This window comes from Microbacterium panaciterrae (assembly GCF_039541635.1).
In the GTDB taxonomy this organism is placed as follows: domain Bacteria; phylum Actinomycetota; class Actinomycetes; order Actinomycetales; family Microbacteriaceae; genus Microbacterium; species Microbacterium panaciterrae.
In genome coordinates this window covers 162,660-174,549 of record NZ_BAABGP010000008.1, presented here as the reverse complement: position 1 = coordinate 174,549, position 11,890 = coordinate 162,660, and the positions used below count along the sequence as shown (strand labels likewise).

Sequence of the window (11,890 nt, the reverse complement as noted above, 5' to 3'; positions counted from 1 at the left end):
CGTCAGGCGCGCCGCCCGCTCACCGACGGCGGGCGTCTGCGAGCACGGCGCGGATCGCGTCCGTCACGAGCGCGGGCTGCTCGACCTGGATGCCGTGCCCGCTGTGCGTGTCACCGATGTGGGCGGCGTGCAACTCCGCGGCGAGCCGATCCTGCGCCGCCAGCCATCCCGGCCAGGTCGAGGCGCCGGGCGTGACTCCCAGATCCCAGGGCTGGTCGGAGGAGAGCACGGCCGCCGGGACCGACGGCGCCGGCCCAGCATCCGCGAGTTCCGTCAGTGTGGGCTCGTACGCCGGACGCTCGGCCTGCGGAGCGCTGGGCGCCGTCGCGATCGTCGTCATCCACGCCCGCCACTGCTCGGGGGTGAGCGTCTTCTCGAGGTAGGCCGACGCGGAATCCACCAGAACCAGGCCCGCGGTCGACCCCCGATGCTCGCGGGCGAACAGCTGCGCGAGCAGACCGCCCCAGGATGCGCCGACGAGCAGGTACGGGCCGTTCTCGTGAGCCGCCGCGAGGAGTGCATCGAGATCGCGGACGCCCTGCGACGCCGTGGTCGGCTGCGCGACCGCGGTCGTGGGGGAGGTGGCTCCCGACTCCCGCGCGGTGCCGGGGCGGTCATAGGCGCAGACCCGCGTGGACGCGGACAGGGCGGTGAAGACCGGCACCGCAGAGGAGCTCGGTCCGGCGGCGGGCAGCGTCGTCCACTCATCGGCGGCACCGCCCGTCCCGGAGAACAGGACGATCGTGGGGGTGCCGGATCCGCGACAGGTGAGGAACATGCTCCGCCCTCCGCCGATGTCGACGAGGCGCCCGTACGCGCGTCCTGTCGACGAGGTCGACGAGGTCGATGGCGAGGAAGCCGGGGGAGCGGCCGGAATATCGGTGCAGCCGGTGAGGACGAGCACGGTGCCGACGACGGCCATCCCCAGCAGGCGCGACGGCGTCATCAGCGCCGGCGTTCGAGCTCCGTTGGCCCGACATGCTGATCCAGCCAGTCCACCAGTGGCCCCGCCGCGCGCAGCACGTCCACCACGTGGGCCTTCGCATCGGCGGTGTGCAGCCACGGTTCTGTCGCCGGCCACTGCTTCCACGCAGCGAGGTTCTTGTTGCGGAGGAGCTCGATCCTCGGGTGATCCTTCGCGTAGCCGCGCGGCGTCGTCGCGACGCGTTCACGCGCGACGACGTCGATCCCCGCATCGGCGAGTGCGCCGATGATGTTCTCGAGCCGCGGGCCGGACGCGTCGTCGGCGACCGCAGTGCGCATCCGCGCGAGCTGATCCGGCGCCATCATGTGGAGTCCGGCGCCGACGCCGATGCCGCGGGCGGAGAACTCGACGTACCCCCGCCCGAGCAGGGCGCCGGTGGCTGTCTTGTAGGGCGACTTGTCCACGCTGAACCGGATGTCGCGCTGCGGGCGGAAGACGCGCCCTTCGCCGAACTCGTCCGCGAGTTCGGCGAGAAGCGACTGCATCGGCGCGAGGACCTCGGCGTCATACGTGTCGTGATGCGCCGTCCAGTAGCCCTTCGAGTTGTCCGCCTCCAGTCCGCGGTAGAACTCGACGGCGGCGGGCGACCACCCGTGGAACGACGCGGACACCGCTCAGGCCTGCTTCTTGGCGGCGCGGGGCTTCGGCTGCTTCACCGGCAGCCGGCCGACCTGTTCCAGGGCGACCGCGATCCACTCCGAGGCCTGCTCGGGCGACTCCCGCCACGCCGCGGGGAGGGCGGTGTATCCGCCCATCGGCCGTTCCGCGGGCCCGAACGGACCGGTCCCGGGCACGGCGGCAAGTGCGGCGACCGATTGGTCCTCAAGCAGGCGCACGCCGATGTCGTCGCCGAAGAGGCCGGCGAACATGTTGCCGTTGACGAACGCGCCGAGGTTGCCGAACATCGGCTTCACCTCGACGCCGGGAGCGGACGGAACGACAGCGCGGAAGAACGCCTTGACGTCTTCGGAGGGGCGAGGAATCTGCATAGGACAGTTATCCCACGGTTCGCGTCGCCAGGGGAGGGGAGACCTTCCCCGGTGGATCCGAAATGGGAAGATGGCGTATGGCCGCAGAACCGCGACTGAACAGGCTCGAGACCGATCGCCTTCTTCTGAGACCGCAGCAAGAGGACGATGCGACCGTCTTCCGGCAGCTGTGGACAGAGCGCGACGAGAGGGTCCCGGCCCACCGCCGACTGGATACGGACGGGCATCCGACCGTGCAAGAGATCGCGCGACACATCCGCGCGGAGGACAGCGGTATGAGGCCTGGTCTGCTCGCAGCCGAACTGCGAGGAACCGGCGACGTCATCGGGTACTGCGGTGTGGTGTTCAACGGCAATGGGAGCGCGGAGGATCCGGAGCTGGCGTTCGAACTGCTGCGATCCGTGCACAACCGCGGATACGCCACCGAGGCCGGGCGGGCGGTGATCGAGTGGGTGCGGACGGCGGGTTATCCGCGAATCTGGGCGAGCGTGTGGGACTGGAACGCCGCGTCGCGGCGCGCGCTGCAGAAGCTCGGTTTCCGGGAGACCGACGTGGTGAATCGGGAGAGCGCGCACGGGCGATCCTTGCTGACCGTCCTCGAGCTCTGAGGACGCCGCGCAACAATGGTCAGCGGGACGAGCCCTGCACGCGAGGAGCGCACGACATGAGTGGAATCGACGATGCCTCGGCTGTGGCCGGCTTCGACAGCGCTGTCGAGTGGGAAGACGCCAGGGACGCCAATCGTGAACTGTGGGAGGATCGCGCGGTCCTGCATGAGGGGCTCTACGATTCCCATGCGCTGGCGGGCGACACGGACGCCCTCAGCACGGTGATCCGTGACGACCTTCCGGTCCTGATGCAGCACCTGCGCGGTCGCATGGTGCCGGCGGATGATGCGCACGGCTTCGGGGCACCTCTCGCCGATCTTGACCTGCTGCACCTGCAGTGCCACATCGGCACCGACACACTCTCCCTGGCGAGGCTGGGTGCACGCGTCACGGGGCTGGACTTCTCGGCCGCCGCACTGGACGTCGCGCGACGTCTCGCCGACGAGGCCGGGCTCGAGATCGCGTGGGTGGAGTCCGACGTCCTGAACGCACGCGAGGCCGTGGCCGGGGACTTCGACGTCGTCTACACCAGCATCGGAACGATCATCTGGCTGAACGATCTCGCGACCTGGGCGGGCCAGATCGCGGTGCTCCTGCGCGCGGGTGGTGTGTTCTACATCCGCGACGGGCACCCGGCGCTGCTGGCGCTCGACGAGCGGATCGGCACGCCGACGGTGGGCTACCGCTACTTCGCCAACGGTCGCGCGCAGACCTGGGACGACGGCTCGACGTACGCCGGAGAAGGCACGACCGCTCATACGCGCAGCTACGAGTGGCCGCACTCGCTCTCGGAGATCATCGGATCGCTTCTCGCGGCCGGGCTCGTCCTCGAGCGCTTCGACGAGGGCAGGACGCTCCCGTGGCAGTTCTCCGAGCTGATGACGCCCATCGACGGCTCGTGGGAGTTCGGTCCCGAGTGGCGCGACAAGATCCCCTGCACCTTCACGATCGCGGCCAGGCGACCACTCGACGCTGCTCGCGAGCGATACGGATCCTGAAGGGTCGGCGATCCGCCTCCCGGGTCAGACGCTACGTCGTCGCCGGTCGTCGGCGAGCGTCGCGCTGACGGTTTCCTAGCTGGGCTACTAAAAGGGTCGTTATGGTGAGCAGACGGACGAGGGCCGCGTGCCCGCGATTCGACGGGGCATGTCATGAACCGATATCGACTGACGCACCTGCTCAGCGCGATCGCGATCGCGCTGATTGCCGGCGGGATACTGACGTACATACTCGCGACGGTTCTCGGCATGTCATCGCTCAGCACCGGCATCGTGATGTCGATCTCCTGGGGCCTCGCCGCCCTCATCGGGCTGGGCCTGCTCCTGCGCGCAATTCTTCCGCGGCGGACCCAGCACGGTGACGGCGTCGGGGTCGAAGGAGGGATTGACCCGGTCAATGACCTGTATCTCGGGCGAGTCCGTACGACGCCGATCACGCGGTCGGTGGACGAGTACTCGGCCTTGCCCCCGCCCGAAGACTTGCACAGCTAGCGGGGATAGCTCCTCAGGGAGCGAGAGATGCGCTCCCGGATGCCAACGACCCGGAACCCGACCTGTTTATGCAGGCGCAGGCTCGCGGTGTTCTCCGGGAAGATGCTCGATCACCCTCGATGGGCGTCTCGCGCCGGAGTCGAACTGCTCCCAGGTGTGGGCGCGCGTTTCAAACGTGGCCTCACCGCCCGCGATCTCGGCTGCCAAGATCTCCTCGACCCGCCCCCAATCGCCAGGGACCATCGGGCGGACGGAACTCATGAGCAACAGGAACCGCCAACGCTGTCGCTCGTGGAGCAGACCCCGGTCGCCGGCAGCGTCAGAGCAACCTGCGACGCCGCGGTGACGTCGCCGTCGATCCAGGCGACTACCGAGCGTACCTGCTCGTATCCCGTGGTGAGCAGGAACGTCGGAGCGCGGCCGTAGGACTTCATCCCGACGATGAAGAACCCCTGCTCCGGGTGCATGAGCTCCCGGAACCCGTGCGGCTCGACCGTCCCGCAAGAGTGCAAGTTCGGGTCGATCAGAGGCGCCAGCCGCTTCGGCGCCTCGACGACGTCATCCAGCTCGAGCCGCACCTCGCGGAGCATGTCCAGGTCGGGGCGGAACCCGGTCGCGTTCACGACTAGGTCCGCGTCCGCCACCGCCGGTTCACCGCATCGGGCGCCGATCAGCCGGATCCCGGAGCCTGCAGGCTCGACGCGGGAGATCTCGAACGAGTCGACCACCGCCACGACCCCGGACGCGACGAGCCGGTCGGTGCGGGTGCCGAGCTTCGCCCGATCCGGCAACTCGTCATCGGGGGAGGAGGACACCCGGATCGCGGACGGGTTCCGGAGCACCCAGGTCATCCGTGTGCCCGGTTCGTCCCGGGCGAGCTTGCCGAGCGCAATGAGCGTGTTCGCCGCTGAATGCCCGGCGCCGACGACGACCGTGTGCTTGCCGGCGAATCGGGCCCGATCGGCCCCGAGAACGTCGGGGAGGGCGTGCAGGACCCGGTCGGTGACCTGGTTGAAGCCGAGCGGGGGGAGCCCGGAGGACGCGAGAGGGTTCGGGGTTGTATAGGTGCCCGAAGCGTCGATCACGGCCCGCGCCGTGAACTCGTCGATCTGTCCGTCGGCGTGTTGGACGCGCAGCAGGAACGGGGCCTGCGCCCGCCCGGCCGTGCGGGTGCGGTCCATCCCCTCCCGGGACACCGCGATCACCCGCTGCCCGAACCGGATCCGCGATCCGATCTCCGGCAGATCGGAAAGTGGCGCCAGGTAGTCGTCGACGAGCTCCTGCCCGGTCGGCGCCCGCCCCTCTGCCGCGGATAGCACCCAACCAGACGCCTCCAACAGACGGCGCGACGCGGGATCGACCAGGTGCTTCCAGGGAGAGAAGAAGCGGGTGTGCCCCCAGAGGTGAACCGATGTCGCGACCCGATCGCCGGCCTCGAGGATCGTGAAATCGATGCCCCGCTCCACGAGATTCGCCGCCGCCGCCAGCCCGATCGGTCCGGCGCCGATGATCACGACCGGCAGGGTCGCCAGTCGGTCCGAGACCACTGCCCGGGGAGTGAGATCCAGCATCGTCACCATCAGAACCTTCCGTATATCGATGAACGTCGATGCAAGTATGAGCGCATCTATCGATGACTGTCAATATCGATTAGTATCGATATATGGTCCAGCTGCTCGAGGTCATCGATGTCTCCGCCGGCGCGACCTGCTGTGCGCCGCTCGTGAAGGAACCCCTCAGCCAGCAGGATGCGGGGCGTCTCGCCGTGCGTTTGAAGGCCCTCGCGGATCCGGCACGGCTGCGACTGCTGTCGATCGTCGCCTCGAGCTCCGACCAGGAAGCGTGCGTCTGCGACCTGATCAAGCCGATCGGGCTATCGCAACCGACCGTGTCCCATCACCTCAAGGTCCTCACCGCGGCCGGCTTCCTGACTCGATCCCAGCGGGGGACCTGGGCGTACTACCGGCTCATTCCGGAGGCCCTGAGTAGTGTGACCCGCATGCTCGAGACGGCCTGAGGCTGGTCCGGTCGCCGTCGCGGGTACACCGCGACGGCAGCGCGTTACGAGTGAAGTGCCGGCCCGTGCCAGCCGAAGGGGCAGCCGTGTTCATCCGCCAGATGCTGCCTGCCGAAGGGGATAAGCGGAGTCGATATCGAGTGGGCCACTCTTGAAGCGAACTGACATAATGTGCATTATCAGCGATACCGCATCGGGGTGTCATGACAGCATCGATCCATGCCGATCACGCTGTGTTGCCTTCTCTGGGCGAACCTGGGACGACGTACCGACCTGCATGCATACGAAGACGCTGTCCTGGCGCTGCTGCGCGATCACGATGCCGAGATCGTCCAACGCGCCGTCAGCGACGGATCCGACGGGTCGCCACACGAGATTCAGTTCTACGCGTTCGCATCACAGGATGCGCTCGACGATTATCTCGCGGATCCGCGCCGACTTGCTCTGTCCGAGGAACGGGATCGCGTCGTCGCCCGCACCGCGCTGTTCCCCGTGTCGCTGCGTCCAGGTCCGCAGACATGAAACTGACATAACGAAACGAGACCTCCGCCTCCGGTGCGGGTCTCAGGATGCGGCGCACCGCCGGGCCACCTCATGCTGCATCAGCGTGGGACGAACGGCAGGTTGAACGCAGCTTGCTCCAGGGCGTCGAAATTGCAGGATCCACCACCGACGCCGCAACTGTCCCCGTTGAACGGCGACATCCAGGTCTGGTAGCCGCCGTAGACGGTGAGAAGCAGCTGTGCGAGCCACCAGCGCATGGCGACCTGCACCACGCCCGGGCGCTCCCCCATTTCGGCGCTGGGGGTTCTGCCGCTTTCACCATCGGCCATGGTCATGCCCGCATGCTATCCGCAGACGTCCTGGCGTAGCCATTCATCGTTTCCGCAGAGCGATGGGGACGTCAGATGTCGAGCGCCTACGTCCTCGCGGCACCCGCCCGCTGCCGCGCAGCCTCGTACAGCATGAGCGTTGCGGCGTTCGAGGCGTTCAACGAGCTCGCCGAACCGTTCATCGGCACCCGTACGGTCACGTCGGCGGCTTCGCGCCAGCCCCGGGCGAGCCCGGTGGTCTCGTTCCCGATCAGGATCAACGACGGTTGCGTGAAGTCGTGGTCCCAGACGTCGACCTCGCCGCGCTCGTCCGTGGCGACGAGCGTGAGCGGCGTTCCCTGTGCGCGCAGGTCCCGCACCCAGTCGAAGACCACGCCAGGAGACGCCGCGCGCACCACGGGCGTCGCGAACATCGATCCGGTGGACGCACGTACCGATTTCGGATCGTACGGATCCGCGGCGTGGCCCGAGACGATCAGGCCGTGCCCGCCGAGGGCGTCCATCGAGCGCAGGATCGAGCCGATGTTTCCCGGCTGCGTCGGGCGATCGAACACCATCCCGAGGAAATCGGCGGGAACCGGGATCCGCGACAGCTCGTCGGCCGGCATGGCCACGATCGCGATGATCTCGGTCGTCCCCTCGTCCTTCTCGGACAGCTCGGCGAGCAGTGCCGGGCTCATCGCGATGGTCTCCGGCGCCTGAGCGAGCACGCCCCGGGCCCACGGCGACAGTGTGCGCTCGGCGTCGTGAATCACGGTGAGGATCGCCCAGCCGTGCTCGATCGCCTGCGAGATCGGCCGCACGCCCTGCACCACGAAGCGATGCTCGCGCGTGCGGTGGCTGCGGTTGCGGGTCAGCGCTTCGAGCAGCTGGAAGCGCGAGTTGCGCGTCGAGATCTTCAGATCGGCCATCACAGACAGCCTCTCACGCGCCCACGTAGGCGGCGAGATGCTCGCCCGTGACCGTCGATTTCGCCGCGACCAGCTCTGCCGGCGTGCCCTCGAAGACGATGCGACCGCCGTCGTGACCGGCGCCGGGACCCACATCGATGATCCAGTCGGCATGCGCCATGACGGCCTGGTGGTGTTCGATCACGATCACCGATTTGCCCGCCTCGACCAGCCGATCCAGCAGCCCGAGCAGGTTCTGCACATCGGCGAGGTGCAGGCCCGTGGTCGGCTCGTCCAGCACGTACGTCGCCGCGCCGTCCGCCATCTGCGTCGCGAGCTTGATGCGCTGGCGCTCCCCGCCCGACAGCGTCGACAGCGGCTGGCCGAGCGACAGGTAGCCGAGCCCGACATCCTCGAGGCGGCTGAGGATCGCCGCCGCGGCGGGGATCCTGGCCTCTCCCCCGGCGAAGAACTCGTGCGCCTGGGCGACGGGCATGTCGAGCACCTCGGTGATGTCGAGCCCGGCGAGCTTGTACTCGAGAACCCCCGCCTGAAAGCGCTTTCCACCGCAGTCCTCGCACGGCGTCTCCACAGTGTCCATGAAGCCCAGCTCGGTGACGATGACCCCGGAGCCCTTGCAGGTCGGGCACGCGCCCTCCGAGTTGGCGCTGAACAGCGCGGGTTTCACGCCGTTGGCCTTCGCGAACGCCTTCCGGATCGGCTCGAGCAGGCCGGTGTAGGTCGCCGGGTTGCTGCGCCGGGACCCCTTGATCCCGGTCTGATCGATCGACACCACGCCGTCGCCCTTGGCCACCGACCCGTGGATCAGCGAGCTCTTGCCGGATCCGGCGACGCCCGTGACGACCGTGAGCACACCCAGCGGAACGTCGACGTCGACATCTCGGAGGTTGTTCGTGGTGGCACCGCGCACCTCGATCGCTCCGCTGCGCTCGCGGACGGACGGCTTCACCGTCGCACGGTCATCGAGGTGACGGCCGGTCAGGGTTCCGCTCGCGCGCAGCCCCTCGACCGTGCCTTCGAAGCAGATATTTCCCCCGGCACTGCCCGCCCCGGGTCCGAGGTCGACGACGTGGTCGGCGATCGCGATGGTCTCCGGCTTGTGCTCGACCACGAGCACCGTGTTGCCCTTGTCGCGCAGCTGCTCGAGCAGCCGGTTCATGCGCTGGATGTCATGCGGGTGCAGACCGATCGTGGGCTCGTCGAACACATAGGTGACATCGGTGAGCGAAGATCCCAGGTGCCGGAGCATCTTGATCCGCTGCGCCTCTCCCCCGGACAGGGTGCCGCTCGGCCGCTCGAGCGAGAGGTAGCCGAGGCCCAGCGTCACGAACGCATCGAGGTTCGCGCGCAGCGCGTCCAGCAGAGGTCCGGCGCCCGCCAGGTCCAGGTCGCGCACCCAGGCCGCCAGATCCGTCACCTGCATCCGGCAGGCATCGGCGATGCTCACTCCCTCGATCTTCGACGACCGCGCGCCCTCGGTGAGCCGGGTCCCGTCGCACTCCGGACACACCGCGAAGGTCGCGACGCGCTCGACGAAGGCGCGGATGTGCGGCTGCAGCGCGTCGATGTCCTTGGACAGCATCGACTTCGTGATCTTCGGGATCAGACCCTCATACGTGATGTTGATCCCGTTGATCTTGACCTTCGTCACCTCGCCGAACAGGAAGAGCTGGCGCTGCTTCTCTGTGAAGGCGGAGATCGGCTTGTCTCCCGGGTAGAAGCCCGACTCCGCGAACTGCCGCACCATCCAGCCGTCCGCGGTGTAGCCGGGCACCATGATCGCTCCGTCGTTGAGTGACTTCGACTCGTCGACGATCTGGCCGAGGTCCAGATCCGACACCGCTCCCCTGCCCTCGCAGCGCGGGCACATTCCGCCCAGGTAGATCGCGTCCTTCACGATCTTCTTCTCGCCGCCGGGGCCGGTCATCACCCCGCTCGCCCGCTGTGTCGGGATGTTGAAGGAGAACGCCGTGGGACCGCCGATGTACGGGGTGCCGAGCTTCGAGAACAGGATCCGCAGCATCGCGTTCGCGTCCGTGACGGTGCCGACCGTGGAGCGCGGGTTGGCGCCGAGCCGTTCCTGGTCGACGAGGATCGCCGTCGTCAGCCCCTCCAGGACGTCGACGTCGGGCCGCGGGACGGAGGGCATGAAGCCCTGCACGAACGCGCTGTAGGTCTCGTCGATCATGCGCCGTGACTCCGCCGCGATCGTGTCGAAGACGAGCGAGCTCTTGCCCGAACCCGACACGCCGGTGAAGACGGTCAGTCGCCGTTTCGGAAGCTCGATCGAGACGTCCTTCAGGTTGTTCTCGCGGGCCCCCTGCACCCGGATCGCGTCATGCGTGTCTGCGGCGTGCTGCTGGGTCATCGGCGGGTCTTCTCCGTATCGTGCGGGCGTGAAAGGGCGCTGTCGTGCGGACACAGGATAGCGGTGCCCGCCGACAGCTCGGCAAGCACCGCGGAAGGTTCAGGCGGCCTGCTGGAGACGGATCATGTTCCCCGCAGGGTCGCGGAACGCGCAATCGCGGATCCCGTATGGCTGGTCGATCGGCTCCTGCACGACGTCGCCGCCGCGCGACTCGATCTCGGCGAACGCCGCGTCCACATTCGCCGTGGCGAGCACGATGCCGCCGAAGCTGCCCTTCGCCATGAGTTCGAGGATCGTGCGGCGCTCGTCGTCGGAGATGCCGGGATCCACCGCGGGAGGCGTGAGCACGACAGCCGTGTCGGGCTGGTTCACGGGGCCGACCGTGAGCCAGCGCATCTGCTGATAGCCGACGTCCTTGCGCAGCTCCCAGCCGAGCACGTCGCGGTAGAAGCGGAGCGACTCCTCCGCATCGGTGTGCGGGAGGAAGCTGGCGTTGATCGTGATGTCCATGTCCGCCACGCTACGCGCGGTCGTCACCGCTGGCTTCTCGATTCCTGATCGGTCTGGTGGCCTGCTTCTCGATCCAAGACGGGATCCCCGGACCCAGGCCCGGATCCGCGCGATAGCGGCTCGGCGAAACGCCGACAAGCTCGGAGAAGCGCGTGCTGAAGGTGCCGAGCGACTGGAACCCCACGGCGAAACAGGCCTCGGTCACCGACACGTCTCCACGCCGCAGCAGCGCCATGGCACGCTCGATGCGCCGCGTCATGAGATAGGAGTACGGCGGCTCGCCATAGACCAGCTTGAACTGGCGGCTCAGATGGCCCGCCGACATGTGCACGCCCGCGGCAAGTGCCTCGACGTCGAGCGGTTGCGCGTACTCCCGGTCGATGCGGTCCCGCACCTTCCTCAGCGCGACCAGATCGCGCAGGCGATCGGCATCGGCGGCGGACGTCGTCATCCTCCGATCCTGCCACGGGCGCGCGATCGCACCATCCGAGCGGCCTCTCCCCCGCTGCCGTTGGGCGGTTGTACGCTGAGGGGAATCCCCTCACAGGGTTCTCTCAGAAAGGGTCCGCTCATGTCCGAAGCAGTTGCCGAAGCGAAGAGCCTCGTGAAGTCGCTTCGCCTTTTCCTCGCCATCTCCGGCGTCATCGCCCTCATCGCCGGCCTTGTCATGCTGATCTGGCCCGTCAAGACCGCGTTCGTCCTCACCGGCATCGTCGCCGCCTACCTCATCGTCGCCGGCGTCGTCTATGTCGGGCTCGGCATCTTCGGAGCGGGCAAGTCCGGGTGGGCCCGCCTGGGACACATCGTGCTCGGCGTGCTCTACATCGTCGCCGGCGTGATCGCGTTCGCCAACATCCAGGCCGCCGCCGTCGCGTTCGCCCTCGTCACCGTGATCTTCATCGGCGTCAGCTGGCTGCTCGACGGCGTCGTCTCGCTCACGCTGATGGGGCAGGACGGATCCAGGACCTGGACGCTGCTGTACGCGCTGCTCAGCATCGTCGCCGGCATCGCGGTGATCAGCCTGGGTCTGGCAGCGGTGCCGTTCTTCTGGCTGTTCCTGGCCATTTCGCTCGTCGTCCTCGGCATCGCGCAGATCCTCCGCGCGATCACGATCGGCAAGAACGCCAAGACGGCGGCCGGCGCACTCGGCGGCTGACGACGCGCGAGTCCGATCCGCAA

15 protein-coding genes are annotated in these 11,890 nt (G+C 68.1%); 6 read left to right on the top strand and 9 right to left on the bottom strand.

Annotated features, from left to right (window positions below; translation table 11 throughout):
- Window positions 1–19 precede the first annotated feature (19 nt).
- The 3 genes from ABD882_RS05785 to ABD882_RS05775 are packed head-to-tail and all read right to left on the bottom strand — an operon-like array spanning window position 20 to window position 1,974.
- A complete protein-coding gene (locus ABD882_RS05785; RefSeq protein ID WP_345185245.1) occupies window positions 20–946 on the bottom strand; it encodes an alpha/beta fold hydrolase in 927 nt (308 codons plus the stop codon).
- Window positions 946–1,596: a DUF2461 domain-containing protein gene (locus tag ABD882_RS05780; protein WP_345185243.1), complete on the bottom strand. Its 651-nt coding sequence runs from the start codon at window positions 1,594–1,596 to the stop codon at window positions 946–948. The genes ABD882_RS05785 and ABD882_RS05780 overlap by 1 nt, the downstream gene beginning before the upstream one ends.
- A gap of 3 nt (window positions 1,597–1,599) precedes the next feature.
- The gene (locus tag ABD882_RS05775; protein WP_345185241.1) at window positions 1,600–1,974 is read right to left on the bottom strand and encodes a TfoX/Sxy family protein; all 375 of its coding nucleotides are present in this window, start codon (window positions 1,972–1,974) and stop codon (window positions 1,600–1,602) included.
- A gap of 62 nt (window positions 1,975–2,036) precedes the next feature.
- Between ABD882_RS05775 and ABD882_RS05770 the strand changes: the two genes are divergently transcribed.
- The 3 genes from ABD882_RS05770 (at window position 2,037) to ABD882_RS05760 (ending at window position 4,072) form a co-directional block, all read left to right on the top strand.
- A complete protein-coding gene (locus ABD882_RS05770) occupies window positions 2,037–2,582 on the top strand; it encodes a GNAT family N-acetyltransferase (RefSeq protein ID WP_345185239.1) in 546 nt (181 codons plus the stop codon).
- A gap of 56 nt (window positions 2,583–2,638) precedes the next feature.
- On the top strand, window positions 2,639–3,580 hold the full coding sequence (locus tag ABD882_RS05765; protein WP_345185237.1) for a class I SAM-dependent methyltransferase: 942 nt from the start codon (window positions 2,639–2,641) through the stop codon (window positions 3,578–3,580).
- A gap of 153 nt (window positions 3,581–3,733) precedes the next feature.
- The gene (locus ABD882_RS05760; RefSeq protein WP_345185235.1) at window positions 3,734–4,072 is read left to right on the top strand and encodes a hypothetical protein; all 339 of its coding nucleotides are present in this window, start codon (window positions 3,734–3,736) and stop codon (window positions 4,070–4,072) included.
- Between the two features lie 257 nt (window positions 4,073–4,329).
- Here ABD882_RS05760 and ABD882_RS05755 read toward each other — a convergent pair whose 3' ends face one another.
- Complete coding sequence (locus ABD882_RS05755) at window positions 4,330–5,652, bottom strand: NAD(P)-binding domain-containing protein (protein ID WP_345185234.1); 1,323 nt, start codon at window positions 5,650–5,652, stop codon at window positions 4,330–4,332.
- An 83-nt stretch (window positions 5,653–5,735) separates the two neighbouring features.
- Between ABD882_RS05755 and ABD882_RS05750 the strand changes: the two genes are divergently transcribed.
- Together ABD882_RS05750 and ABD882_RS05745 are read left to right on the top strand one after the other, a co-directional pair.
- A complete protein-coding gene (locus ABD882_RS05750; RefSeq protein WP_345185232.1) occupies window positions 5,736–6,089 on the top strand; it encodes a metalloregulator ArsR/SmtB family transcription factor in 354 nt (117 codons plus the stop codon).
- Between the two features lie 219 nt (window positions 6,090–6,308).
- Window positions 6,309–6,611 (top strand): hypothetical protein, encoded by a 303-nt coding sequence (locus ABD882_RS05745; protein ID WP_345185230.1) that lies wholly within the window; start codon window positions 6,309–6,311, stop codon window positions 6,609–6,611.
- Window positions 6,612–6,691: 80 nt separating this feature from the next.
- On the opposite strand, the gene ABD882_RS05740 is transcribed toward ABD882_RS05745, so the two are convergent.
- From ABD882_RS05740 to ABD882_RS05720, 5 genes are all read right to left on the bottom strand, one after another.
- Window positions 6,692–6,928, bottom strand: coding sequence for a hypothetical protein (locus ABD882_RS05740; protein WP_345185228.1), 237 nt, complete (start codon window positions 6,926–6,928; stop codon window positions 6,692–6,694).
- Between the two features lie 80 nt (window positions 6,929–7,008).
- A complete protein-coding gene (locus tag ABD882_RS05735; RefSeq protein WP_345185227.1) occupies window positions 7,009–7,833 on the bottom strand; it encodes a TrmH family RNA methyltransferase in 825 nt (274 codons plus the stop codon).
- Window positions 7,834–7,846: 13 nt separating this feature from the next.
- Window positions 7,847–10,201 (bottom strand): ATP-binding cassette domain-containing protein, encoded by a 2,355-nt coding sequence (locus ABD882_RS05730; RefSeq protein WP_345185225.1) that lies wholly within the window; start codon window positions 10,199–10,201, stop codon window positions 7,847–7,849.
- A 99-nt stretch (window positions 10,202–10,300) separates the two neighbouring features.
- Complete coding sequence (locus ABD882_RS05725; RefSeq protein ID WP_425563340.1) at window positions 10,301–10,711, bottom strand: VOC family protein; 411 nt, start codon at window positions 10,709–10,711, stop codon at window positions 10,301–10,303.
- Window positions 10,712–10,721: 10 nt separating this feature from the next.
- Window positions 10,722–11,162, bottom strand: coding sequence for a helix-turn-helix transcriptional regulator (locus ABD882_RS05720; protein ID WP_345185223.1), 441 nt, complete (start codon window positions 11,160–11,162; stop codon window positions 10,722–10,724).
- A 120-nt stretch (window positions 11,163–11,282) separates the two neighbouring features.
- On the opposite strand from ABD882_RS05720, the gene ABD882_RS05715 reads away from it, so the two are divergent.
- Window positions 11,283–11,867, top strand: coding sequence for an HdeD family acid-resistance protein (locus tag ABD882_RS05715; protein ID WP_345185220.1), 585 nt, complete (start codon window positions 11,283–11,285; stop codon window positions 11,865–11,867).
- The last annotated feature ends 23 nt before the right edge of the window (window positions 11,868–11,890 follow it).

What these genes read in the sequence shown, in the direction of transcription:
- ABD882_RS05730 (WP_345185225.1), bottom strand. Translation starts at nt 10,201, where the DNA reads ATGACCCAGCAGCACGCCGCAGACACGCATGACGCGATCCGGGTGCAG.
- ABD882_RS05735 (WP_345185227.1), bottom strand. Translation starts at nt 7,833, where the DNA reads ATGGCCGATCTGAAGATCTCGACGCGCAACTCGCGCTTCCAGCTGCTC.
- ABD882_RS05765 (WP_345185237.1), top strand. Translation starts at nt 2,639, where the DNA reads ATGAGTGGAATCGACGATGCCTCGGCTGTGGCCGGCTTCGACAGCGCT.
- ABD882_RS05775 (WP_345185241.1), bottom strand. Translation starts at nt 1,974, where the DNA reads ATGCAGATTCCTCGCCCCTCCGAAGACGTCAAGGCGTTCTTCCGCGCT.
- ABD882_RS05715 (WP_345185220.1), top strand. Translation starts at nt 11,283, where the DNA reads ATGTCCGAAGCAGTTGCCGAAGCGAAGAGCCTCGTGAAGTCGCTTCGC.
- ABD882_RS05720 (WP_345185223.1), bottom strand. Translation starts at nt 11,162, where the DNA reads ATGACGACGTCCGCCGCCGATGCCGATCGCCTGCGCGATCTGGTCGCG.
- ABD882_RS05760 (WP_345185235.1), top strand. Translation starts at nt 3,734, where the DNA reads ATGAACCGATATCGACTGACGCACCTGCTCAGCGCGATCGCGATCGCG.
- ABD882_RS05755 (WP_345185234.1), bottom strand. Translation starts at nt 5,652, where the DNA reads ATGGTGACGATGCTGGATCTCACTCCCCGGGCAGTGGTCTCGGACCGA.
- ABD882_RS05770 (WP_345185239.1), top strand. Translation starts at nt 2,037, where the DNA reads ATGGGAAGATGGCGTATGGCCGCAGAACCGCGACTGAACAGGCTCGAG.
- ABD882_RS05725 (WP_425563340.1), bottom strand. Translation starts at nt 10,711, where the DNA reads ATGGACATCACGATCAACGCCAGCTTCCTCCCGCACACCGATGCGGAG.
- ABD882_RS05785 (WP_345185245.1), bottom strand. Translation starts at nt 946, where the DNA reads ATGACGCCGTCGCGCCTGCTGGGGATGGCCGTCGTCGGCACCGTGCTC.
- ABD882_RS05745 (WP_345185230.1), top strand. Translation starts at nt 6,309, where the DNA reads ATGCCGATCACGCTGTGTTGCCTTCTCTGGGCGAACCTGGGACGACGT.
- ABD882_RS05740 (WP_345185228.1), bottom strand. Translation starts at nt 6,928, where the DNA reads ATGACCATGGCCGATGGTGAAAGCGGCAGAACCCCCAGCGCCGAAATG.
- ABD882_RS05750 (WP_345185232.1), top strand. Translation starts at nt 5,736, where the DNA reads ATGGTCCAGCTGCTCGAGGTCATCGATGTCTCCGCCGGCGCGACCTGC.